This is a genomic window from Streptomyces sp. NPDC007164, assembly GCF_040634135.1.
GTDB lineage: Bacteria > Actinomycetota > Actinomycetes > Streptomycetales > Streptomycetaceae > Streptomyces > Streptomyces sanglieri.
Genome location: NZ_JBEYFB010000001.1, coordinates 645,037 through 665,312, shown reverse-complemented (window position 1 = coordinate 665,312; position 20,276 = coordinate 645,037). Strand labels below are relative to the sequence as shown.

The following is a 20,276-nucleotide window of genomic DNA, read 5'->3' as shown; positions in this document are numbered from 1 at the left end:
GGACGGAGCGTGGTAACTGGAGCTGACAATTCCAAGGTAAGTCCTGGTCACTATATGAGAATTGACGCTCTCTTTGGGAAGACCTTGTAGCGTTCTCTGTTACGTATGTGACTACGCGTCCGACGTATGCCGACGTATTGGCGTATTCGGGGGAAACGTACGGCACCGAACGACCGATTGGCCCGATCAACGGCATCCTGGGCCGCATGGCCGCACCCCAGAATCCGACGGAACACGCCGAACTCGCACAGGCCCTGCGCGCCGCGGTCCGCGGCGAGGCCGACTTCGGTGCCACCGCCCGGGCGTTGACGACGATGGACGCCTCCAACTACCGCCGCGTACCGCTCGGCGTCGTCACCCCGCGGGACGCCGACGACGTGGCCGCCGCGCTCGCGGTCTGCCGCACGCACGGGGTGTCCGTGGTGCCGCGCGGCGGCGGCACCTCCATCGCGGGGCAGGCCACGGGCACCGGCGTCGTGCTCGATCTCACCCGCCACCTGCGGAAGATCGTCGAGCTGGACCCGGTCGCCCGCACCGCTGTCGTCCAGCCGGGTGTGATCCTGGACGAGCTGCGCGCCGCCGCCGCCCCGCACGGCCTCACCTTCGGCCCCGACCCGTCCACGCACAGCCGCTGCACGCTGGGCGGCATGATCGGCAACAACTCCTGCGGCGCGCACTCGGTCGCCTGGGGCACCACCGCCGACAACTCGCACGCCCTGACCGTGGCCCGCTACGGCGGCGACACCCTGCGCCTGGAGCGGGGAACCCTCCCCGACACCCTCCCCGAGGCCCTGCCCGGCCTCCCCGAACTCATCCGTACGAACCTCGCCCCGCTCCGCACCCGCTTCCCGGAACTCCCGCGCCGCATCTCCGGATACGCCCTGGACGCCCTCCTGCCCGAACGCGGCACCGATCTCGTCCGCGCCTTCTGCGGCAGCGAGGGGACGCTCGGCGTGGTGACGGAGGCGACCGTACGACTGGTCGAGGCCCCGGCGGCCCGCGCGCTGGCCGTACTCGGCTACGCCGACGAGGCCGCCGCCGCCGAGGCCGCCCCCGGCCTGCTCCCGTACCGCCCGCTCACCGTCGAGGGCATGGCCGCCGACCTCGTACGGGAACCGGCCGGGCTGCCGCGCGGCGGCGCCTGGCTCTTCGCGGAGACGGGCGGCGCCACCCCCGCCGAGGCGCGGGCGCACGCCGAGCGCATCCTCCGGGCGGCCGACGCCCTGGACGGCACCGTCGTCACCGACCCCGCCGGACAACGGGCCCTGTGGCGCATCCGCGAGGACGCCGCGGGCACCGCGACCCGGATGCCCGACGGCACCGAGGCCTGGCCCGGCTGGGAGGACTGCGCCGTACCGCCCGCCCGCCTCGGCCCCTATCTCCGCGACTTCCGCGCCCTGCTCACCGAGCACGGACTGCGCGGCACCCCGTACGGGCACTTCGGCGACGGCTGCATCCACGTCCGCATCGACTTCGACCTGCTGAGCCTGCCGGGCGTCGCCCGCTTCCGCCGCTTCTCCGAGGAGCTCGCGGACCTGGTCGTCGCGCACGGCGGCTCACTGAGCGGCGAACACGGCGACGGCCAGGCCCGCGCCGAACTGCTCCCGCGCATGTACGGGGACGAACTCGTCGCCCTCTTCGCCCGGTTCAAGGACATCTGGGACCCGGACGGCGGCATGAACCCCGGCATCCTCGCCCGCCCCGCCTTGCTCGACGAGAACCTACGCTTCGAGGTGCTGCCGAAGGGCCCGGTGGACGTCGAGTTCGGCTACCCGCACGACGGCGGCGACTTCTCGGCGGCGGTGCGGCGGTGCGTGGGCGTCGCCAAGTGCCGTACGGCGCAGCCGACGGGCACCGGCGTGATGTGCCCGTCGTTCCGGGCGACCGGCGAGGAGGCCCACTCCACCCGGGGCCGGGCCCGGCTGCTGCACGAGATGCTGGCGGGCGGCGCGGGCGGGGTGGGTGATGCGGGCCAGACTGACGGCGCGGCGGCGGTGATCACGGACGGCTGGCGCTCGACGGAGGTACGGGACGCGCTCGACCTCTGCCTGTCCTGCAAGGGCTGCCGCAGCGACTGCCCGGTGGGCGTCGACATGGCCACGTACAAGGCGGAGTTCCTGCACCACCACTACCGGCGACGGCTGCGCCCGGCCTCCCACTACACGATGGGCCGGCTGCCGGCATGGCTGCGCCTCGCGTCCCCCTTCGCCCCCGTCCTCAACGCCCTGGCCCGGATCCGCCTCCTCGCGTCCCTCGCCAAGCGGCTGGCGGGCATCGCACCGGAGCGCGGGATCCCGGTCCTGGCGCGGGAGACGTTCACCCGGTGGCTGAACCGGCGCTGGGGCAAGGGCACGTTCATCTTCTCGAACGACGAGGTGGCCATGGTCTGGCCCGACACCTTCACCGAACACCTCTCGCCCGAGGTGGGCCGGGCGGCGGTGCTGGTCCTGGAGGCGGCGGGCCGCCACACGATCCCCGCCGGACGCGGGCTGTGCTGCGGCCTCACCTACGTATCGACGGGCCAGCTGGACAAGGCCCGCAAGGTCATGCGCCGCACCCTGGACCGGCTGGGCGGCACGCTCGGCACCCCCATGGTCGTTCTCGAACCGAGCTGCGCCGCCACCCTCCGTACCGACCTGCCCGAACTCCTCCCCGACGACCCGAGGTCCGCCGAACTGGCGTCGTCCGTCCGGACCTTGGCCCAGTACCTGGAGGAGTACGCCCCCGACTGGCAGCCACCCCGCCTGGACCGCCCGGTCGTCGGCCAGACCCACTGCCACCAGCACGCGGTCCTGGGCGACGCGGCGGAACGCCGGCTGCGTGAACGCGCGGGACTGGCAGGCGAGTTGAGCGGCGGCTGTTGCGGCCTGGCCGGGAACTTCGGCTTCGAGCGCGGCCACTGGGACGTGTCGGTGGCCTGCGCGGAGGAGACCCTGCTGCCCTCGGTACGGGCCGCCGAGCCGGGCACGGAGCTCCTGGCGGACGGCTTCTCCTGCCGGACCCAACTGGAACAACTGGGCGGCGTACGGGCCCGGCACCTGGCGGAGGTACTGGCCGAGGGCTTGGAGGAGAGGACCGAGTGATTACGAGGTGCGGCGCGGGGTGAACCTCGCGATGGCCTCCGGAGTGACGGGAGTGAAGAAGTTGACGAGGTTCCCGTCGGGGTCGCGGAAGAGCAGCGCCCGGTTCCCCCACGGCATGGTCGTCGGCTCCTTGACGAAGTCGCCGACGAACTCGGTCAGGTTCCGGTGGACGCGGTCCACGTCGTCGACGAGGAACTCGATGATGACGCTGCTGTTCGCCGAGGGCCGGGCCGAGCCGGGGGCGAACAGCGGCACGGTGCGTTCGCTGCCGATCGCGAGCGTGGCATGGGGCAGGCGCAGCTCCGCGAAGTCCTCGGTGGCCCGGTCGGCCGGGATCCCGGTGATCCGCTCGTAGAACGCGACGAGGCGCGCGACGTCGGCGGTGATGATGCGGATCGAGACGAAGTCCATGACGTGTTCCTCGGGGTGGGTGCTCGGTTGAAGGCGTCGTTGCGCGGCACACCGTAGGGCCGATATCGGACAGATTCGGTCCTATTGCTCACCCTGGGCGACCGCGAAGCTCGGGTTCCGGGAGTCGGGTTCCGAGCTCCGGGTTCCGAGCTCCGGGACGGCCCGTTCACTCTTTCGTGGGTACGAGGAATGGCTCGGGGCCGGGTCTTGAGCTTCGGGCTTCGGGAGCCGGGATCCGGACGTCGGGATTCGAGCGATGTCATACAACCGGTAGGGAAATAAAGGTGGTTGGGAAAACCTCCCCACCCTCCCCGCCCCGTCACGGCCAGCAAGTATGACTAGTCGTGACCAACTTGCGGCGCGGAGTCGCGGCTGCTTACGGTGCCCAACGTAACGACCCCGACGCGGTGTTCTCAGCACCGGCCGGGGCCTGACCCCAAGATCGATAACTCGAAGGCGATCCCGTGGCTGTTTCAAACCTTAGCCCTGCCCTGCACGCGCCCGCATCCTCGCGCTCCCACCCGAAGGCCAAGCCCGGCTACGGAAAGCGATCCGTACCGAAGCAACGCCGCGACGGCGAGGGTGACTTCACGCTCCTCCCCGAACGCGAGCGGCACATCGCCGGTTACGTGGACGCGCTGCCCGAGGGCGCGGCGATGGACATCAAGTCGCTGGCCAGGAGCCAGCCGCTGTATGGACAGATGGCCGTCGGCAGCGCGCTGCGGGCCCTGGGCGTGGCCGGTCATCTGCGCCACGTCCGCTGCCTGAGCGGCGAGGGCGACCAGGTCCGCTGGGTGACCCGCACGTTCTGGTCCCGCACCGCCCATGACAACGAGTGGTGGACCGCCTTCCTGGCCGCCGAGGAACACCACCCCGCACCGCAGGAGGCCACGGAGGCAGGCGCACCTGCCCCGGGCGAAGCACCGGAGCCCGAACCTGCTCCCGCACCCGTACCGGCACAGCCACCCGCCCCGGTGGTCCCGCAGCAGCGAACTGCGGAGCGGGCGTCGGCGCCGGTCCACATGGCGGCGGGGGACCCCTCTCCCGCCTTCGCCGCCCTGGCCCGCCTCGGCCGTACGGACTCCCGCCTGGCACTCTCGGCAGCGGACTGTGCGGCGCTGGAGCAGGCGGCGGCCGAGTGGTTCGCGCGCGGTGTGGACGCCGACTACCTGACGCACGCCCTGACCGCCGGGCTCCCCGCGTCCGTCGACTCACCCTTCGGCTTCGTCCGCCGCCGCCTCCGCGACAAGCTCCCGCCCCGCCTGCCCGCCACGACCCCGGCCGCGCAGGCAACTCCCGTACGCCGCCTGATGGTCGAGTGCACCGAGTGCGGCGCGCCGGGGAGGCCCGAGGCCTTCCACGACGGCCTGTGCAGGCCGTGCCGCGAAACCGGCCCGGCCTGACGAGGGAGACCGGCGCCCCGAAAAGCAGTCGCCCTGCACCCGGTCTTCCGGATTACGATCCGGGTGTGACGACGTTGTTCCTGACCGTCGGCCTGCCCGGGGCCGGGAAGACCACAAGAGCCCGGCAACTCGCCGAGGAGCACAGCGCCCTGCGGCTGACGCCGGACGAGTGGATGATTCCGCTGTTCGGCGAGGCGGAGGCGGATGGGAAGCGCGACGTGCTGGAAGGCCGGCTGCTCTGGCTCGGTCTGGAGGCGCTGAGACTCGGTACCAGTGTGATCCTGGATTTCGGATGCTGGTCCCGTGACGAGAGGTCCGCGATCCGCTGGTTGGCGGAGTCCGTGGGGGCATCCTGCCGACTTGTGTACATGCCGCTGGACCAGGAGACCCAACGTGCTCGAATCGCCCATCGCCAGTCGGTCACCCCGGATCAGACCTTCCCGATGAGCGAAGCAGACCTCGCGCACTGGAACACGCTCTTCGAGAAGCCAGACACCGCCGAACTCGGTGGGCATGAAATTGCAGGTCCGCCTCCTGGGTGGTCGGGATGGTCGGAGTGGGCCGCCGATCGGTGGCCGTCGTTCGCGTGAACCCGACCCTGGCGTACTGAGCCGAAGTATCCGCCGGACAGTTCCCAGGAAGCGCCGCCATGGGCGGAGCCCGGTGATGGTCTGCACCGAGCGCGAGGACGCGACCGCTGATCTGGTCATCGCGGAACTGAACCGCCGCCGGGTGCCCGTCGTCCGGTTCGAACCGGGGCGTGACCCCAGGCTGACGGCCTCCGAGCCACATTGCTTCAGCCGGTGCTCCCGCCCCACCACCTCGCGCGCCCGGCGGGGGTGGTGGGGCGAGGGCCGGTCATCCGTGGTGCTTGGCGAACTCCACGAGTCCGGTGAACCCCTCGTTCGTCAGGGTCAGGTGCGGGCCGTTGGGGTTCTTGCTGTCGCGGATCAGGAACTCACCGGCTGCGCGCGCGTGGTCGGGCGCCCACTCGATGCACTGTCCTTCGCCGCCGCTGTAGGTGCTCTTGACCCACCGTATGGACCGAGGGTCGGGAGTGCTGCTCATGTGGTGTGATCCTCCATGATCTTGCGAATCAGGGTCAGTGACTCTTCCTCGGACAGCGCCGCCATGCGAAGCCGGTCGAACATGCTGACGGCTGTCGCCACCACGCTAGAGGTGTCGTCCACCTGTCCGCCATGGGTGGGAGTCTCGGTGTAGACGGCGTGGGGGGCGTCGTTCAACGAGAGCAGCGTAAACGGCAGGTGGCTGGGCGCGGCACCTGCTTTGTACGGCAGCACTTGGACCGTGACGTGGGGCGATGTCATCTGCGCGATCAGGTGTTCAAGCTGCCCGATCATGACGCTCCGGCCGCCGACGCATGCGCGCAGGACGGCCTCGTGGATCACGACCCACAGGAGCGGTGGCGCGTCGCGCTCTATGACGACCTGCCGCCTGATGCGCAGCTCGACGCGCCGTTCGATTTGTTCCGTCGTCTCGCGAGGGAAGGCGGCGCGGATGACGGCCGTCGCGTACTCCGGGGTCTGTAACAGGCCCATGAGAAACGTGCACGAGTAGTCCGTGATCCCGCTCGCGGACTCCTCAAGGGTGATGTACGGCACGAACCATTCGGGATGCCCCTGCTTGCTCAGTTTGGCACGCAGACGCATGTACACACCCGGCGTGCTGGCCACGCGGTCCATGGCCTCCGCGAAGGCCTCAGACGCGAGCACGGCACCGTTCTCCACCTTGCTGACCTGTGCCTGCCGGTAGTGCAGCTTGTCCGCGAACTGTTCCTGCGAGAGCACCAGGGCTTCACGCAGTGCTTTGGTCTCCTCGCCGAAGTACACGGCACCGTTCGCGGGCTCCCGTGCCTGGTCAGCCCCTTCGCTCACCTGTTCAACTCCCTGGTATTCAGCCTGCGTTGGAATGGGTCCAGATCTATCGAGCGTACGTGGCTCCAAGTCATGGTGTGAGTAGGGAGTCACACAGAGCGAGCGGGACCGAACGGTCAATGGCGTACGGAGTGGCAGATATGGCGACGACAGGCAACGGGCGGCAGGCGGCGGGAGTCGGGATCGGGGACGCCGAGCGGGCGCGCGATGAACTGAGCGAGGCGCTCAAGGCGGCGGGGGTGAAGCTGCCGTCCCTGTCCCTCGACGCCGTCTCCTGCGCCGGGACCGCCCCGCGCGTTCTGGTCGACCTGGGGCGCTGCAACGTGGCGACGGCCCACGCGCTCGCCGCCGCGCTCCGGCCCCGGGGCGCCGGACCCCGGCAGGAGGCGGCGCGGTGACCCGGCGGGTGTTCCGCTACGTTCCGTTCTCCGTCGAGCAGGACGCGACGGCGGAACCGGAGTACGAGGCCCGCTGTGTGTCCGGCGGCGAGATCGAGTGCGGTGTGGAGTCCGGTGCGTGCAACGACCCCGGACCGGTGGAGGAGTGGCAGCGCAGGCACACGCAGGAGACGGGGCACCGACGCTACCGCCGGAAACTTCGGCGACTACGCGGTGCTGCGGCCGTTGACGTACGGAGGCACGTCGTGATGCTCGCCCCCGCTGCCGGACGGCCGTGGCGCGACGCGTGGCCGCTCGTCGCGCAGACCGATGACGGCAACCCATGGGGGACGGGGGCCTGTTGGCTGTACTGCCGACGCGAAGGCGTGCGCGTGCTGTGGGTCGGCTCCGTGAACACCCCCGGCGCGACGGGCGACGTGTACGCGTGCGGCCCGTGCCTGGTAGAACTCGACGCCATGGTGCGGGCCCAGGCACACGGACGGGACGGGGCCGGTGATCGCGCCCCGCGATCGGCGAGGCTCGCCGTGCCCGCGCACGCGCCCGGGACGACGGTGTGCGAGCACCGGCGGACCGTGAGTCGCCACGGCAAGACCTTCTGCCGGGCCTGCGAGCGACAGCTCTACCTGTGACGAGTCCACCGCTGGGACGCAGCCCGTCACCGGTGCCCCGAGGCGGTGAGCAGGTCTATTGCGCCCAATTGCGCCGCCCGTCACGCAGCCACTCGGGGAGGACGCAACTCGCCGCAATCCCCGCCCGCCCCGGCGACGCCCTCCTGGATCTCCGACCCCGCAAACGTGGAGGGTGACATGACACTCAGGTTCATCGGTTCGACCAGCGACGAAGGCGACTGTCCCACCCTGTACGAGATCGAGGGCACGGACGAGGTCCTTGTACAGGGCGACCGTGAGACCAACCCCGAACACCTGGTGCAGCTCCGAGACGTGAAGCCGCGCGAGACGTTCGTCCGCGTCCCGCGCAGCCTGCTCACCCGGTTCGCGCCGCGGGCCGAGGAGCCGGAGTTGCAGCCGTTCTCCTCGGTTTCCCATCTGTTCCGCGAGTTTCGGCACACGGCGTGGCGGCTGGAGACCCGTGGCGGGTACGCCTCCGACAGGAACAGCCCGAAGTGGGCGCACTGGCAGGCCGGCGAGGATATCGCCGGCGGCACGAGCGCGTGGCTGGAGAACGTCGCCGGACAGACAGCGGCCGGGAAGCGGATCGAGCGAGTACGCCTGGTCGACGAGCCGCCCACCGAAGGCCAACGGTTCCTTCTCGCGAGTGCGCCCGGCAATGTGCGAGCCGGCGAGGACATCCGCAACCTCACCCGTGCGCGGGCCGAACAGTTGCGGCTGCCCGACTACGACTTCTGGCTGTTCGATTCCAGGACCGTGGCTCGATTCGCGTTCGACGAGAGCGACACCACGCTCGGTGTGTACGTAACGGAGGATCCGGCCGAGGTGCTTGCCGCCTGCCAGGCCCGCGATGCGGCCTGGCATCACGCGGTGCCCACCCGGCAATTCGCTGTAGCTTCGACTGTGTGACGACCGACTTCCAGACAGCCCGCGAAGCCCTCGGCGCGCGCCTGCGGGAGCTGCGCGCCGAGGCCGGGCTTGAAGGGAAGGAACTCGCCGCGCGGCTCGGCTGGCAGACTTCGAAGGTCTCACGGCTCCAGAACGGCAAGCAGACCCCTACGCGTGCCGATCTCACCGCGTGGGCGCATGCCGTCGAACAATCGGTTGTCGAGCCCGAGTTGCACGGCCTGCTGGTCGGACTGGACATGAAGCAACGCAACCGCTCATGGCGCAAGCAGTTGGCCGGAGGCATCCGTAACAGGCAGGAGATCGCGGTCAGGCTCACCGGGAACACGAAGCAGATCCGTGGCATGGAGGTCTCGCGGATTCCCGGCCTGTTCCAGACTCCGGAGTACGCGCGCGTCGTCTTCGACTCCCTCGCCGAGTTCAGGGGCATCCCCGCGACGACCGAGGCCGCCGTTGAGAAGCGGATGCGCAGGCAAGAGGCCCTGTACGACCCGGAGAAGACGTTCCGGTTCCTGATCTGCGAGGCCGCTCTGTACCACCGGCCATGCCCGAGCCAGGTGATGGCCGAGCAACTCGACCGCCTCTACAACCTTGTCGGCCAGCAGCGCATCGAGCTGGGCATCATCCCGTTCGCTGCGCAGCTGCGGCGTACCGCACCCCATGCGTTCTGGATCTACGACAGTCGGTTGACCATCGTCGAGACGATCTCCGAGGAACTGTGGCTCACCAACGACGAGGACGTACGCCTGTATGAGCGGGCGTGGGAATGGCTGGCGGAGTCTGCCGAGTACGGTGCACCGCAAGCGGGCAGCCGGCCGACCCGAAGGATTCCGGAGAGTAAATGACATCGAACCGGGAGAGAAGCGGTGTGTTGCGGCAGGATTTGATGGATTATTTCAGCCTGCAGGGTGCCAGAATCGCGCTTGCTCCATTTTCTTCCACGGGCATTCCCGATGATTCATCTGAGTGGAAAATGAGACTGGCGCCCACGGTGCGCGGCTTGTACTACGCCAGGGACGAGGGCGGGAGGAATGGCTATGAGGTCTCCTCCCAACTGCTCAGGGCTGCGGATATCTTCAGTGCTGATCCGAGTTCGCGAGCCCTGGATCACATCCCGGCAGCAGTTCCTCCCGGTCGGACTCCCGAGGTTTATCGTGATATTGCTGCGTATATTCTTGAGCGGAAGGGGTTGTTGCTTGACGATAAATATCGGCAGGGTCAAATGACAGCTTATGAGATCTCGCTCAGGTTCCCGCGCTTCAGTCAGTTCATGCCTATTTACTTCGGGCAGGATGGGGTGGTGATCTCCGATGACATGCAGTTCTCGACCATCGAGGAGGGAATTGCCTTGATTATCGAGGAAGCTCATCCTCTCTGTATGTGGAGGCTGCCCGGTCTGGCTGCCGAAAGCTATGAGGCCCTGGCGCTGTTCCAGAACGATGAAGGCGCGATGGACCGGTTCTTCTCCTACGTCCTCAGAGGAGGATCCGGTAGCGTCGACTTCGTCGATTTCTTTCCTCTGCTCGCCCACTCGATCATCGACCACCTTGCCGCCGAGCACCCCCCTGTGTGGCCGGAAAGGAATTGACACACATCATGCGGACCGCAGTGCGACGCACACCGATCGTGAGACCGTCCAATGGGCTACTCAGCAGGCCGTGACCGTCAACGAGCAGACCATTCACCACTGACTGGCCCAGTCGGCGCGGCGCGCCTCACTATCGAGGCGGCGTGGCCGTCCCGTCCTGAGCCGGTCGGGCGTGTGCTGCTGCAGGCGTTGATGCGCGTGCGGCCCATGCCTCGGGTGAGGCGGCGATGGGACTTCGCAGCCTCCCGGCCCGCGGCTGTTCTTGAGTTCGCTGAGGAAGAGTTCGTGAGATCCCGTCCGATCTGATTGATCGGCGGTCTCTTGTCAGCGGGCCTGGTCGGGGTGCTCGCCATGGGCTTGGGACTGCCTTTTGAGTACCTTCTGCCGCCCCACCACCTCGCGCGCCAGCGCGACCAGGTCTGGGAGTGCCGGGTGCCCGGGGACGTCCCGCCGGGCGAGGAGTACGGGTACGGACGGGGCGTCGACGAGCGGGCGGTAGGCGACACCGGAGTGCGGGTGCATGTCGGCGGTGGACGCGGCGGAGACTCCGACGCCCCGGCCCGCCGCGATGGCGGTCAGCCAGTCGTCGGTGTTCGCGACGGTGAGGGTCGCGGTGGGGCGGGCGGACGGGGGCCACAGGTCCACGGTGGTGGTGCCGGAGACGGTGTTCAGGACGATGGTCTCGGCCGCCAGGTCGGTGAGGCGGAGTGACGTGCGGTCCGCGAGCGGGCCGTCCGCCGCGACCGCCGCCACCCGGTCCTCCTCGAACAGCACTTCGGTGACGAGGCCGGGCGCCTCCACGGGCCCCCGCAGCAGTGCGGCGTCGACCTCGCCGCGGGTGAGCCCGGCGGTGCGGTCGTCGATGCGCAGGAGTTCCAGCGGGGTCTGCGGACACAGCTCCTGCCAGCGGCGCAGCAGCGGTGTGGTGTACGGGCCGAACGCCGACCAGGCGTGCCCGAGCCGCAGCGGCCGGCGGGGCGGCCCGCCGGGGTCGAGCGCCTCGTCGAACGCGGCTACCGCGACGGCGGCCCGGTCCCGGAAGGCGACGCCCTCGGGGGTGAGGGCGAGATGGTGGGTGGAGCGGTCGACCAGCCGGATGCCGAGGTGGCGCTCCAGGGCGGCGAGGGTGCGGGAGACCGCGGGCTGGGTGAGGCGGAGGCGGGCGGCGGCGCGGGTGACGTTGCCCTCGTCGGCGACGGCGAGGAAGGCGCGCAGATGGCGGACTTCGATACCGCGACCGGTGCTTTGTCCGGAGGGCCCGATGCTCATGCGCCGGGAGCATAACCGGAGCGCGATCGACATTTCACGTGGCACGCGGAGGTACCTACCTTAAGAGGACGTACCGTGTGTGCGGAGTGCAGTATCTTCAATCGAGCAGTGCATTGAATTGAACTGCCGGATTCGGGAGGAACACCGCAGGTGAACGACCAGCGCAGTGCAGCAGGGGCGGCGGCCGCCGAGCAGGCCGCGGCCGTCGTCGTACCCGAGGCGGCTTCCGCCCTGGGCGACGCGGCGGGCCCCGCGCGCCCCAAGGGCCGGGGCGCGGCGCTCGCCCCGGTCGCGCTGGTGGTCGCGGGCGGCCTCTCCGTCCAGTTCGGCTCCGCCGTCGCGGTCCTGCTGATGCCCCGGGCCGGTGCGCTCGGCGTCGTCACCCTGCGCCTGGCCGTGGCCGCGCTCGTGATGCTGGTCGTCTGCCGCCCGACGCTGCGCGGGCACTCGCGCGCCGACTGGGGCACGGTCCTCGCCTTCGGGCTGGCCATGGGCGGCATGAACACGCTCTTCTACCAGGCCGCCGACCGCATTCCGCTGGGCGCCGCCGTCACCCTGGAGGTGCTGGGCCCGCTCGCCCTCTCGGTCTTCGCTTCCAGGCGCCTGATCAACGTGGTCTGGGCCGGGCTCGCGCTGGGCGGCGTCGTGCTGCTGGGCGGGGGAGGTTTCGACCGCCTCGATCCGGTCGGCGCCGCCTACGCGCTCGGCGCGGGCGCCATGTGGGCGGCGTACATCGTCTTCAGCGCCCGCACCGGCCGCCGCTTCCCCCAGGCGGACGGCCTGGCCCTGGCCCTGGTCGTCGCCGCGCTGCTCTCCCTGCCTCTCGGCGTCATGGAGTCGGGCTCGAAGCTACTGGTCCCCTCCACGCTGGGGATGGGCGCGGCGGTGGCGCTGCTGAGCTCGGTGCTTCCGTACACCCTCGAACTCATGGCGCTGCGCCGCCTGCCCGCGCCCACCTTCGCGATCCTGATGAGCCTGGAACCGGCGATCGCCGCCACGGCCGGCTTCCTGATCCTGGACCAGGCCCTGACGACCACCGACGCACTGGCGATCGCCCTCGTCATCGGGGCGAGCATGGGCGCGGTACGGAGCCAGACGCGGCGCGCGAAGCCGCGCGAGCGGGGCTGACGTCCCGGGGACGGTCTGACGTCCCCGGGCGGGCCCTTGTCGGCCCGCCGCCGCGCACGGGATCATGGCGGCCCGATACACGAGATCCCGCAGGGGGAGTCCATGGTCATCGCCGCCGTCTATTTCGTCCTCGCCGTCGGCGCGGCCGTGATGTTCGGGAAGAACCTGGACCGGCAGCTCCAGGGCCCCCGGCTCCGGGCCGCCTGGGCCGAGGGGCTCACCGCCGAGGCCCGGTGCGTCTCCCTGCGCGCCGAGGAAGTCCAGAGCCCCGAGGGCGGCCCCCTCGCGCAGACCCACCCCACCCTGGAGTTCCGTACGGCCGACGGGCACACCGTCAGCTTCGAGGAACGCCAGTCGCGCCTCACCCCGGCCCTGGGCGACTCCGTGACCGTCTACTACGGCGCCGCGAACCCGAAGGACGCGACCACCCGGGCCCCGTCCTTCGGAATGCGCCACGCCAGGGCCCTGATCACCGCGGCGTGCAGCTTCTTCGCCCTGGTCTCGGCGTTCGTCATCGCCCTCATCCCCTGAGTACGGCCCGGCACCGCCCGGCCGCCGGGGCGCCGCGCATCCGGGGCTGACGGAGCCGGAGTACGGGCTGTCCGTCGTCGCGCCGCGTTCCCTTCCCCTCCCTTCCCCTCCCTTCCCCTCCCTTCCTTCTCCCTTCCTTTCCGGTGTGCGCCGCTCCCTTTCCGGTGTGCGCCGCGTTTCCGTGCCCTTCTCCGGTACGCGCCGCCTCCCCGTGCCCACTTCCGGTACGCGCCGCCCTCGGTACACCACGCCCGCCGCCCAAGTGCGGTGTCACCGGGCGGGGTTCGGGAATCGCGGCGGATCCACGGCGGACCCACCGCGGATCCGCGGCGGCGATCGTCGGCGTATGCGCCGCGTGTGCGCACGGAGCCGCCCGCGCGATATTCCGGCTGCATGAGGGCCGCTGAGGATGGCACTCGGAACCAGGCCCCACAGGCCCGGTTCACATCCTCAGCGAAAGGAGGTGACAGACAAATGAACCTTGTTCGCGCATGGAAGGACCCCGAGTACCGGGCCACCCTCAGCGAGGCTCCCGCCAACCCGGCCGGCCTCGTCGAGCTGGCCGACGATCAGCTCGACGGCGTTGCGGGCGGGACCACGTGGGCGTGCGCCACGATCACTCTGACCGTGACGGTGTGCTCCCCGACCGGGACCCTCTGCGGCAGCTGCAACATGGGCACGCGCGGCTGTTGCTGAGCCTGACAGTTTCCTACAAGGAGTGATGTTCGTGGACATAGTCCGGTCCTGGAAGGACGCCGACTACCGGCTGTCCCTCGGGAGTGAGGCCCCCGCCCATCCGTCGGGCGAAGGCCTCACCGCAATCACCGACGAGGAGCTGACCGAGATCAACGGAGCCGGCTCCGGAGTTCTCGGCACTCTCGGGTGCTGCTCGTGCCTGCCGTGGTATTCGGGCTGGACCGTATGTGGTCTCGCCTGCGACCCCGGTAAGCCCTGCAAGAACTAGCAGCGTACCGAAGAAACGGCGTGACCGGCAGGGGCGGGCGACTGTGCGCCCCCGCCGGTCGCGTTCATGCCCCAGGAGGAAGAGCGGAATGCCTGACGTCGCAAGCGAGCACCCCACCAGCGGGTCGGCCGGGGCCCACCTCCCCTGGCACCGGGCCGCCACCCTGAGCGAAAGACTCGTCGGGACGCCGTCGCAGTCCGACCCGGTGCGAGGCGAGAAGCGCCTGGCCATGTGGCGGGAGCTGGCGCCGCTGACCGGTGAGCGCGCCACGCTGGACGCACGGCTCGCACCGCTGGGCGTCGGCGCCGACGAACTGGCCGCTCTGCTCGGCGAGAGCGACACGTCCCTCGCCGCCCGCCTGGCGGACGAACCCGACTGGCACCAGGTCTTCAGGCGCTGGTGGGCCGAGGGCATGGCCACCACGGACGCCGACCGCCGCCTCGACCCCGACATGGGCCTCCTGGAAGTGATCCGCCCCCTCGTGGAGGGCGCCGTCCACGAACTCGACGCGCTCGTCGAGGAACGTGTGCGGAACAGCGACGACCCCCTCATGGCCGACCCGGGCCACATCCTCGACGTCGTCCGCGCGACCGCCCCGGCCGCCGACCTGCTCGGCCATGTGCAGCGGACCCTCGTACTCGAACTCAACATCGCCCGCGTCGAGGACCGGCTCGGCGGCGAGACCTCCGAGGAGCGCTTCTCCTCGTACGTCGAACTGCTCCGCTCGGAGGGCAACGCCCTCGCGCTCTGGGACGAATACCCGGTCCTGGCACGGCTGATCGTGACCCAGCTCCGCTTCTGGATCGACACGCGGGTCGAGCTGATCGAGGCGCTCGTCGCCGACCTCCCCGTACTGCGCGAGAGCCTGCTCGCCGCCCCGGGACCCCAGCGGCTCGAACGCCTGGAGTTCGGCGCCGGCGACAAGCACCGGCGGGGCCGCTCCGTCGCCATGGTCGAATTCGACACCACCACCCTGGTCTTCAAGCCCCGCCCGCTGGCCATGGACACCGCCTTCGACGGGCTCCTGGACTGGGTCAACCAGCAGGATGCCCCGCACGACCTGGCCCGGATCGGCATCGTGGACCGCGGCAGCCACGGGTGGGTCGAACAGGTCGACACCACCGCGACCACCGACGCCGAGGGCGGCGACCGCTACGCCTGGCGGCTCGGTGCCCTGACGTCACTCCTCTATCTGCTGCACGCCACGGACTTCCACTTCGAGAACGTGCTGGCCGCGGGCGAGCACCCGGTTCTCGTCGACCTGGAGGCGCTGCTGCACAACGACAAGACCGCGGCCGTCGTCAAGATCGACGGCGAGACGGACATCGCCGCGGTCACCCTCGCCGACTCCGTCCAGTCCGTGGGCATCCTCCCCAACCACCTGCTGGTGCGCGGCGAGGACGGCACCTTCGGCCTGGACGTCAGCGGACTGGCCGGCCACGGCGGGCAGTTGACCCCCATGCCGGTGCCCACCTGGGAGGACACCGGAACCGACCGGATGCGGCTGGTCAAGCGCCGGATGGAGATGGACGCCGAGCGCAACCACCCGATGACCGCCGACGGCGAACCGATCGACCTGGTCGGCCGGGTCGACTCGTTCGTCGAAGGATTCACCCACGTCTACCGGCTGCTGGAAGCGGGCCGGGACGAACTCCTCGCCGACCAGGGGCCGCTGACCCCCTTCGGCCTCGTCCGGACCCGGCTCATCGCCAGGCCGACCCACATCTACGGCCGGCTGCTGCTGGAGAGCACCCACCCGGACTTCATGCGCGACGGCCTCGACCACTCCCGCTCGCTCGCCCGGCTGGCGGGCGGACACATCGAGATGCCGGAGTCCCGCAACGCGATGATCCTGGACGAGGTCGCCGAGCTCACCCTCGGAGACATCCCCATGTTCACCGTCGACGCGGACTCCGGGACCCTGCGCGGCGGACTGGACGGCCTGCCGATGGGTACCCGCTACCCGCCGCTCACCGCCGTACGCGAACGCCTCGTCGCCCTCGGCGACGCCGACCTCGCCTTCCAGGCGCGGGTCATCCGCTCCTGCGTCGCCGCCACCGCCATGGGCGAGAGCGACGCCCGCTGGCCCAACTGGCACCGCCCCCGGCTGGACGGCGCGGCCGACCCCGGCGACTTCGCCGAGGAGGCGCTGCGCCTCGCGCACCGGCTGTCGGACCTGTGCATCCGCGACGAACACGGGCTGGGCTGGATCGGGCTTGACCTGGTCGACGAGAAGTACTGGCAGTACGCGCCCGCACCGATCGGCCTCTACACCGGGACCGCCGGCATCGCGCACGCCCTGGACGCCGTCGCGGCCGTGACCGGCGACGAGCGGACCGGCGAGCTGGCCCAGGCCGCCTTCGACCAGGTGGCGAAGCGGTCGGTGCTCATCGCCGAGACGCTGGCGAGCCTGGCGAAGAAGCCGGGAGCCGCGGAGTTCGGCATCGGCGCGTTCGGCCCGTTCGGCGGTGCCGTCTACGCCCTGGCGCACGCCGCCGTGCGCCACGACCGGCCCGAGTACGCCGAGGCCGCCGCCGCCCTGCTGCCCGCCATCGACGAACTCGTCGACGAGGACCCCCTCCTGGACATCGTCTCCGGCTCGGCGGGCGCGATCCTCGCCCTCCTCTCGCTGGAGACCGCCCGGCCGGGCATCGGAGCGGCCCGGATCGCGGCGCGCTGCGCCGACCGCCTGCTGGCCACCCGGCAGGAACGCGGCGAGGGATGGGGCTGGGCCACCCCCATCAACCCCGAGGAGCCGCTCGCCGGCTTCTCGCACGGCGCCTCCGGCATCGCGTACGCGTTCGCCCGGCTCGACCGGGCCGCCCCCCGCCCGGAGTACAAGGAGGCCGTCCGGCACGCGCTCATGTACGAACGGACCGCCTTCGACCCGGAGCTGCGCACCTGGCGCGACCTGCGGCCGGCCAACCTCGGCGGGCGTACGGTCATGAACGCCTGGTGCCACGGCGCCCCGGGCATCGCGATGGCCCGCAACGCCTTCCAGGAGCTGGGCACCGTCCCGGAACTGGCCGACCTGATCGAGAGCGACCGGCACATGGCGGTCCTCGCCGCCATCTCGACCGGCCTCGACCTCGACCCGGTGTCCGGTCTCGGCAACCACAGCCTGTGCCACGGGGACATCGGCAATCTGCTCATCATCGACGAGAGCAGCAGAGCCGACCAGGAGCCGGAGGTCGCCGGCCTGCTGCCCCGGGTGTGGAACACGCTGCTCCACGAGGGCCGGGAGAACGGCTGGCTGTGCGGCGTCCCGAAGGGCGTGGAGACACCCGGTCTCATGACCGGTCTGGCCGGCATCGCCTGGGGACTGGCGCGCAAGGCCGCACCCGAGCGGGTGCCGGACCTGCTGACGCTCGCCGGCCCCGACACCCGGGGGAAGACGTGCTGAACGGCGGGTCCGCACCGGCGGCCCCACCGGACGGCGCCCTCTCCGAAGGCGTCTACCGGCCGAGCATGGTGGCGGCCTACCGTGCCAACCCGCGTGGCGCGGTCCGTACCGGCTTCCACCCCGAACAGATGCGGCCGCGGTGGCGATGGGCCCTGGCCGGGGCCCTGCTGCTGGCCGCCACGGTGGTGGCCGGCCTCATGGTGCGGGTGCCGGTCGGGCCGACCGGCACCCTGGCCGGCGTCAACGGACGCCAGGGCGTGCTCGCCTTCCCGGGCTTCGGCCCGCCCGCGAAGGGCAGCGACATCCTGCTGCGCGTGGACGGCCGGCCTGTGGAGGGCCGGGTGAAGGACTTCCAGACCGGTCAGGGCGGGTCCCAGGTCACCATGGTGCTCGTCGAACTTCCCGGTGGCGTCGCCGGCGGACTGAAGGAGGGCGCGTCCGTGGTCCTCGACCAGGGCACCCGCCCGCTGCTCATGGACATCTGGGACGGAAGGGGCAACCAGTGAGCATCATCCGCCGCAGGGTGCCCGTGCGGTTGCAGTCCACCTCGGTCGAGTGCGGTGTCGCCGCCCTCGCCATGGTGCTCGGCCACCACGGCCGCGCCACCACCGTCGCGGAGCTGCGCGACCGGATGGTGCTCTCGCGCGACGGGGCGAGCGCCGCCTCGATCGCCCGGCAGGCGCGCGAACTGGGCCTGAAGGTACGGGCGTTCCGCGCGGAACCGGAGGCGCTGCGGGGGCTCGTCCTGCCGCTGATCGCGCACTGGGGCATGAACCACTTCGTCGTCATCGAGCGCTTCACCCGCCGCGGGGTCGACATCGTCGACCCGGCGTCCGGACGGCGGCACATCAGCTACGCGGAACTGGACGCTTCCTTCACCGGGGTGGCGCTGGAGCTGGAGCCGACCGAGGAGCTCGAACGCCGCGACGGCGCCGAGGCAGGACTGTGGTCCTTCGTCCGGCCCTTCCTGCCGCGTTCCGTGCCCGTCGTCTCCGGGGTCATCGGCGCCTCCGCCGCGCTCACGCTGCTCGGACTGCTCCCGGCCTTCCTGACGGCGTACATCGTCGACCGCGTCCTGCCGGGGCGCGGCGAGGACACCCTGCTCGTCCTGGCGGCCGGTCTCGTCGCGTACACCGTGAGCCACGGTCTGATGACGCTGGCCAGGGCCGAGCTGCTGCTGTGGCTGCAGACCAGGATGGACTGGTCGATGATGGGCACGTTCCTCAGACACCTGATGTCCCTGCCGTACAAGTTCTTCCAGTTGCGCACCGGGGGCGACCTGCTCGTACGGGTGTCGAGCATGACGTACGTCCGTGACGCCGTCTCCAGTCAGCTTCTGGCGGTCCTCCTGGACGTGGCCCTGCTCGGCGTCTACCTCGTGGTGATCGGCTTCAAGTCCCTGCTGTTCGTCGCCGCGATCCTTGCCGTCGCCACTGTCCAGCTCGTCATCATGTTCGCCTCCGCCCGGACCGCGCAGCGGCTGACCGAACGCGAACTCCAGGCGCTCGGGGAGGCGCAGAGCACGCTCCTGGAAGCGGTGACCGGCGCCGAGACGGTCAAGTCCTCCGGCGCCGAACACGTCGTGGTGCGCCGGTGGTCGCAGAAGTTCACCGAGCAGTTGGAGTCCTCCGTACGCCGGAGCAGACTGGACAACGCGATCGACGGCGTCCTCGGCATGCTGGGCACCGCTTCTCCGCTGCTCATGCTCGTACTCGGCGCCTACCTCGTCCTCAGCGACAACCTGTCGCTGGGAACGATGCTCGCGCTCATCGCCCTGGCCGGCTCCGCACTCGCCCCGGTGGCCCAACTGGGCCGCAGCATCAAGACGTTCCAGACCATCCGGGTCCACCTAGACCGGCTGCGCGACGTGCTGAACGAACCCCCGGAGTCCCTGGGGCAGGGGTCCGGGAAGGCGGACCTGAGCAAGCCGATCACCCTGACCGACGTCAGCTTCCGCTACTCCGGGGACGGACCGGAGGCCCTGTCGGGCATCTCCCTCACCGTCCGGCCGGGCGAGAAGATCGCCATCGTCGGCAGCAGCGGTTCGGGAAAGTCCACCCTGGCCCGTCTCATTCTCGGGCTCTACGACCCGACGGACGGGGAGATCACCTACGGTGCCACCCCGCTGACCGAGCTGGACCTCGGACACCTGCGCCGGCAGTGCGGCGTCGTCACCCAGGACGCGGACATCTTCAGCGGCTCGGTGCTGACCAACATCGCGCTGGTCATGCCCGATGCCACCCTGGACGATGTCGTCGAGGCGGCCCGCCTCGCGGCGGTCCACGAGGACATCACACACATGCCGATGGGGTACGAGACGATCCTCGGCGAAGGCGGCAACGGTCTCTCCGGCGGGCAGCGGCAGCGGGTCGCCCTGGCCCGCGCCGTCGTGCACCGGCCGAGGGTTCTGCTGCTGGACGAGGCCACCAGTCACCTGGACGCGACCACCGAGGCGGTCGTGCACGAGAACCTCTCGGAACTCGACTGCACCCGCATCGTCATCGCGCACCGGCTGAGCACCGTGCGCGACGCGGACCGCATCCTCGTCATCGACCGAGGCCGGATCGTCGAGGACGGCGACCACGAGGAGCTGGTCGCGCGAGGGGGTGCGTACGCGGCCCTCGTCGGCCAGCAACTGGTCCATGACTGACCGATTCCCGCGCACGTC

At 70.6% G+C, this 20,276-nt stretch carries 19 protein-coding genes and 1 pseudogene; 16 read left to right on the top strand and 4 right to left on the bottom strand.

Features of this window, described 5'->3' with window-relative positions:
- Positions 1–206: 206 nt before the first annotated feature.
- On the top strand, positions 207–3,083 hold the full coding sequence (locus ABZ622_RS03025; protein WP_360539710.1) for an FAD-binding and (Fe-S)-binding domain-containing protein: 2,877 nt from the start codon (positions 207–209) through the stop codon (positions 3,081–3,083).
- Here ABZ622_RS03025 and ABZ622_RS03020 read toward each other — a convergent pair whose 3' ends face one another.
- Entirely contained in the window at positions 3,084–3,494 is a 411-nt protein-coding gene (locus tag ABZ622_RS03020; RefSeq protein ID WP_360539708.1) for a VOC family protein, read from the bottom strand.
- A 464-nt stretch (positions 3,495–3,958) separates the two neighbouring features.
- Between ABZ622_RS03020 and ABZ622_RS03015 the strand changes: the two genes are divergently transcribed.
- Complete coding sequence (locus ABZ622_RS03015) at positions 3,959–4,897, top strand: MarR family transcriptional regulator (protein WP_360539706.1); 939 nt, start codon at positions 3,959–3,961, stop codon at positions 4,895–4,897.
- Positions 4,898–4,962: 65 nt separating this feature from the next.
- Positions 4,963–5,487 carry an AAA family ATPase gene (locus ABZ622_RS03010; protein WP_360539704.1) on the top strand — a complete coding sequence of 175 codons (525 nt, stop codon included), beginning with the start codon at positions 4,963–4,965 and terminating at the stop codon, positions 5,485–5,487.
- Positions 5,488–5,755: 268 nt separating this feature from the next.
- Here ABZ622_RS03010 and ABZ622_RS03005 read toward each other — a convergent pair whose 3' ends face one another.
- Together ABZ622_RS03005 and ABZ622_RS03000 are read right to left on the bottom strand one after the other, a co-directional pair.
- Positions 5,756–5,965 carry a DUF397 domain-containing protein gene (locus ABZ622_RS03005; protein WP_360539702.1) on the bottom strand — a complete coding sequence of 70 codons (210 nt, stop codon included), beginning with the start codon at positions 5,963–5,965 and terminating at the stop codon, positions 5,756–5,758.
- A complete protein-coding gene (locus ABZ622_RS03000) occupies positions 5,962–6,792 on the bottom strand; it encodes a helix-turn-helix transcriptional regulator (RefSeq protein ID WP_360539700.1) in 831 nt (276 codons plus the stop codon). The genes ABZ622_RS03005 and ABZ622_RS03000 overlap by 4 nt, the downstream gene beginning before the upstream one ends.
- Positions 6,793–6,932: 140 nt before the next feature.
- Here ABZ622_RS03000 and ABZ622_RS02995 point away from each other — a divergent pair, with 140 nt between their 5' ends.
- The 6 genes and pseudogenes from ABZ622_RS02995 to ABZ622_RS02970 form a co-directional block, all read left to right on the top strand.
- Positions 6,933–7,190 (top strand): hypothetical protein, encoded by a 258-nt coding sequence (locus tag ABZ622_RS02995; RefSeq protein ID WP_360539698.1) that lies wholly within the window; start codon positions 6,933–6,935, stop codon positions 7,188–7,190.
- Positions 7,187–7,819, top strand: a complete 633-nt coding sequence (locus tag ABZ622_RS02990) for a hypothetical protein (protein ID WP_360539696.1) — start codon at positions 7,187–7,189, stop codon at positions 7,817–7,819. The genes ABZ622_RS02995 and ABZ622_RS02990 overlap by 4 nt, the downstream gene beginning before the upstream one ends.
- 177 nt (positions 7,820–7,996) lie before the next feature.
- Positions 7,997–8,728, top strand: coding sequence for a DUF6879 family protein (locus ABZ622_RS02985; RefSeq protein ID WP_360539694.1), 732 nt, complete (start codon positions 7,997–7,999; stop codon positions 8,726–8,728).
- Positions 8,725–9,570: a helix-turn-helix transcriptional regulator gene (locus tag ABZ622_RS02980; protein WP_360539692.1), complete on the top strand. Its 846-nt coding sequence runs from the start codon at positions 8,725–8,727 to the stop codon at positions 9,568–9,570. The genes ABZ622_RS02985 and ABZ622_RS02980 overlap by 4 nt, the downstream gene beginning before the upstream one ends.
- A complete protein-coding gene (locus ABZ622_RS02975) occupies positions 9,567–10,313 on the top strand; it encodes a hypothetical protein (RefSeq protein WP_360539690.1) in 747 nt (248 codons plus the stop codon). The genes ABZ622_RS02980 and ABZ622_RS02975 overlap by 4 nt, the downstream gene beginning before the upstream one ends.
- Positions 10,309–10,508, top strand: a pseudogene (locus tag ABZ622_RS02970) (hypothetical protein); the annotation flags it as partial. The gene ABZ622_RS02975 and the pseudogene ABZ622_RS02970, both read left to right, overlap by 5 nt.
- 129 nt (positions 10,509–10,637) lie before the next feature.
- Here ABZ622_RS02970 and ABZ622_RS02965 read toward each other — a convergent pair.
- Entirely contained in the window at positions 10,638–11,582 is a 945-nt protein-coding gene (locus ABZ622_RS02965; RefSeq protein WP_360539688.1) for a LysR family transcriptional regulator, read from the bottom strand.
- Between the two features lie 150 nt (positions 11,583–11,732).
- Here ABZ622_RS02965 and ABZ622_RS02960 point away from each other — a divergent pair, with 150 nt between their 5' ends.
- The 7 genes from ABZ622_RS02960 (at position 11,733) to ABZ622_RS02930 (ending at position 20,258) form a co-directional block, all read left to right on the top strand.
- Positions 11,733–12,710 carry an EamA family transporter gene (locus tag ABZ622_RS02960; RefSeq protein WP_360539686.1) on the top strand — a complete coding sequence of 326 codons (978 nt, stop codon included), beginning with the start codon at positions 11,733–11,735 and terminating at the stop codon, positions 12,708–12,710.
- A 102-nt stretch (positions 12,711–12,812) separates the two neighbouring features.
- Entirely contained in the window at positions 12,813–13,241 is a 429-nt protein-coding gene (locus ABZ622_RS02955; RefSeq protein WP_360539684.1) for a DUF3592 domain-containing protein, read from the top strand.
- Positions 13,242–13,715: 474 nt separating this feature from the next.
- A complete protein-coding gene (locus ABZ622_RS02950) occupies positions 13,716–13,937 on the top strand; it encodes a mersacidin/lichenicidin family type 2 lantibiotic (RefSeq protein WP_266689337.1) in 222 nt (73 codons plus the stop codon).
- A gap of 25 nt (positions 13,938–13,962) precedes the next feature.
- Positions 13,963–14,205, top strand: a complete 243-nt coding sequence (locus tag ABZ622_RS02945; RefSeq protein ID WP_124269439.1) for a mersacidin/lichenicidin family type 2 lantibiotic — start codon at positions 13,963–13,965, stop codon at positions 14,203–14,205.
- Between the two features lie 88 nt (positions 14,206–14,293).
- The gene (locus tag ABZ622_RS02940; RefSeq protein WP_360539681.1) at positions 14,294–17,608 is read left to right on the top strand and encodes a type 2 lanthipeptide synthetase LanM family protein; all 3,315 of its coding nucleotides are present in this window, start codon (positions 14,294–14,296) and stop codon (positions 17,606–17,608) included.
- Positions 17,602–18,114: a hypothetical protein gene (locus ABZ622_RS02935; RefSeq protein WP_360539679.1), complete on the top strand. Its 513-nt coding sequence runs from the start codon at positions 17,602–17,604 to the stop codon at positions 18,112–18,114. The genes ABZ622_RS02940 and ABZ622_RS02935 overlap by 7 nt, the downstream gene beginning before the upstream one ends.
- The gene (locus tag ABZ622_RS02930) at positions 18,111–20,258 is read left to right on the top strand and encodes a peptidase domain-containing ABC transporter (RefSeq protein WP_360539677.1); all 2,148 of its coding nucleotides are present in this window, start codon (positions 18,111–18,113) and stop codon (positions 20,256–20,258) included. Before ABZ622_RS02935 ends, ABZ622_RS02930 begins: the two co-directional genes overlap by 4 nt.
- Positions 20,259–20,276: the final 18 nt, after the last annotated feature.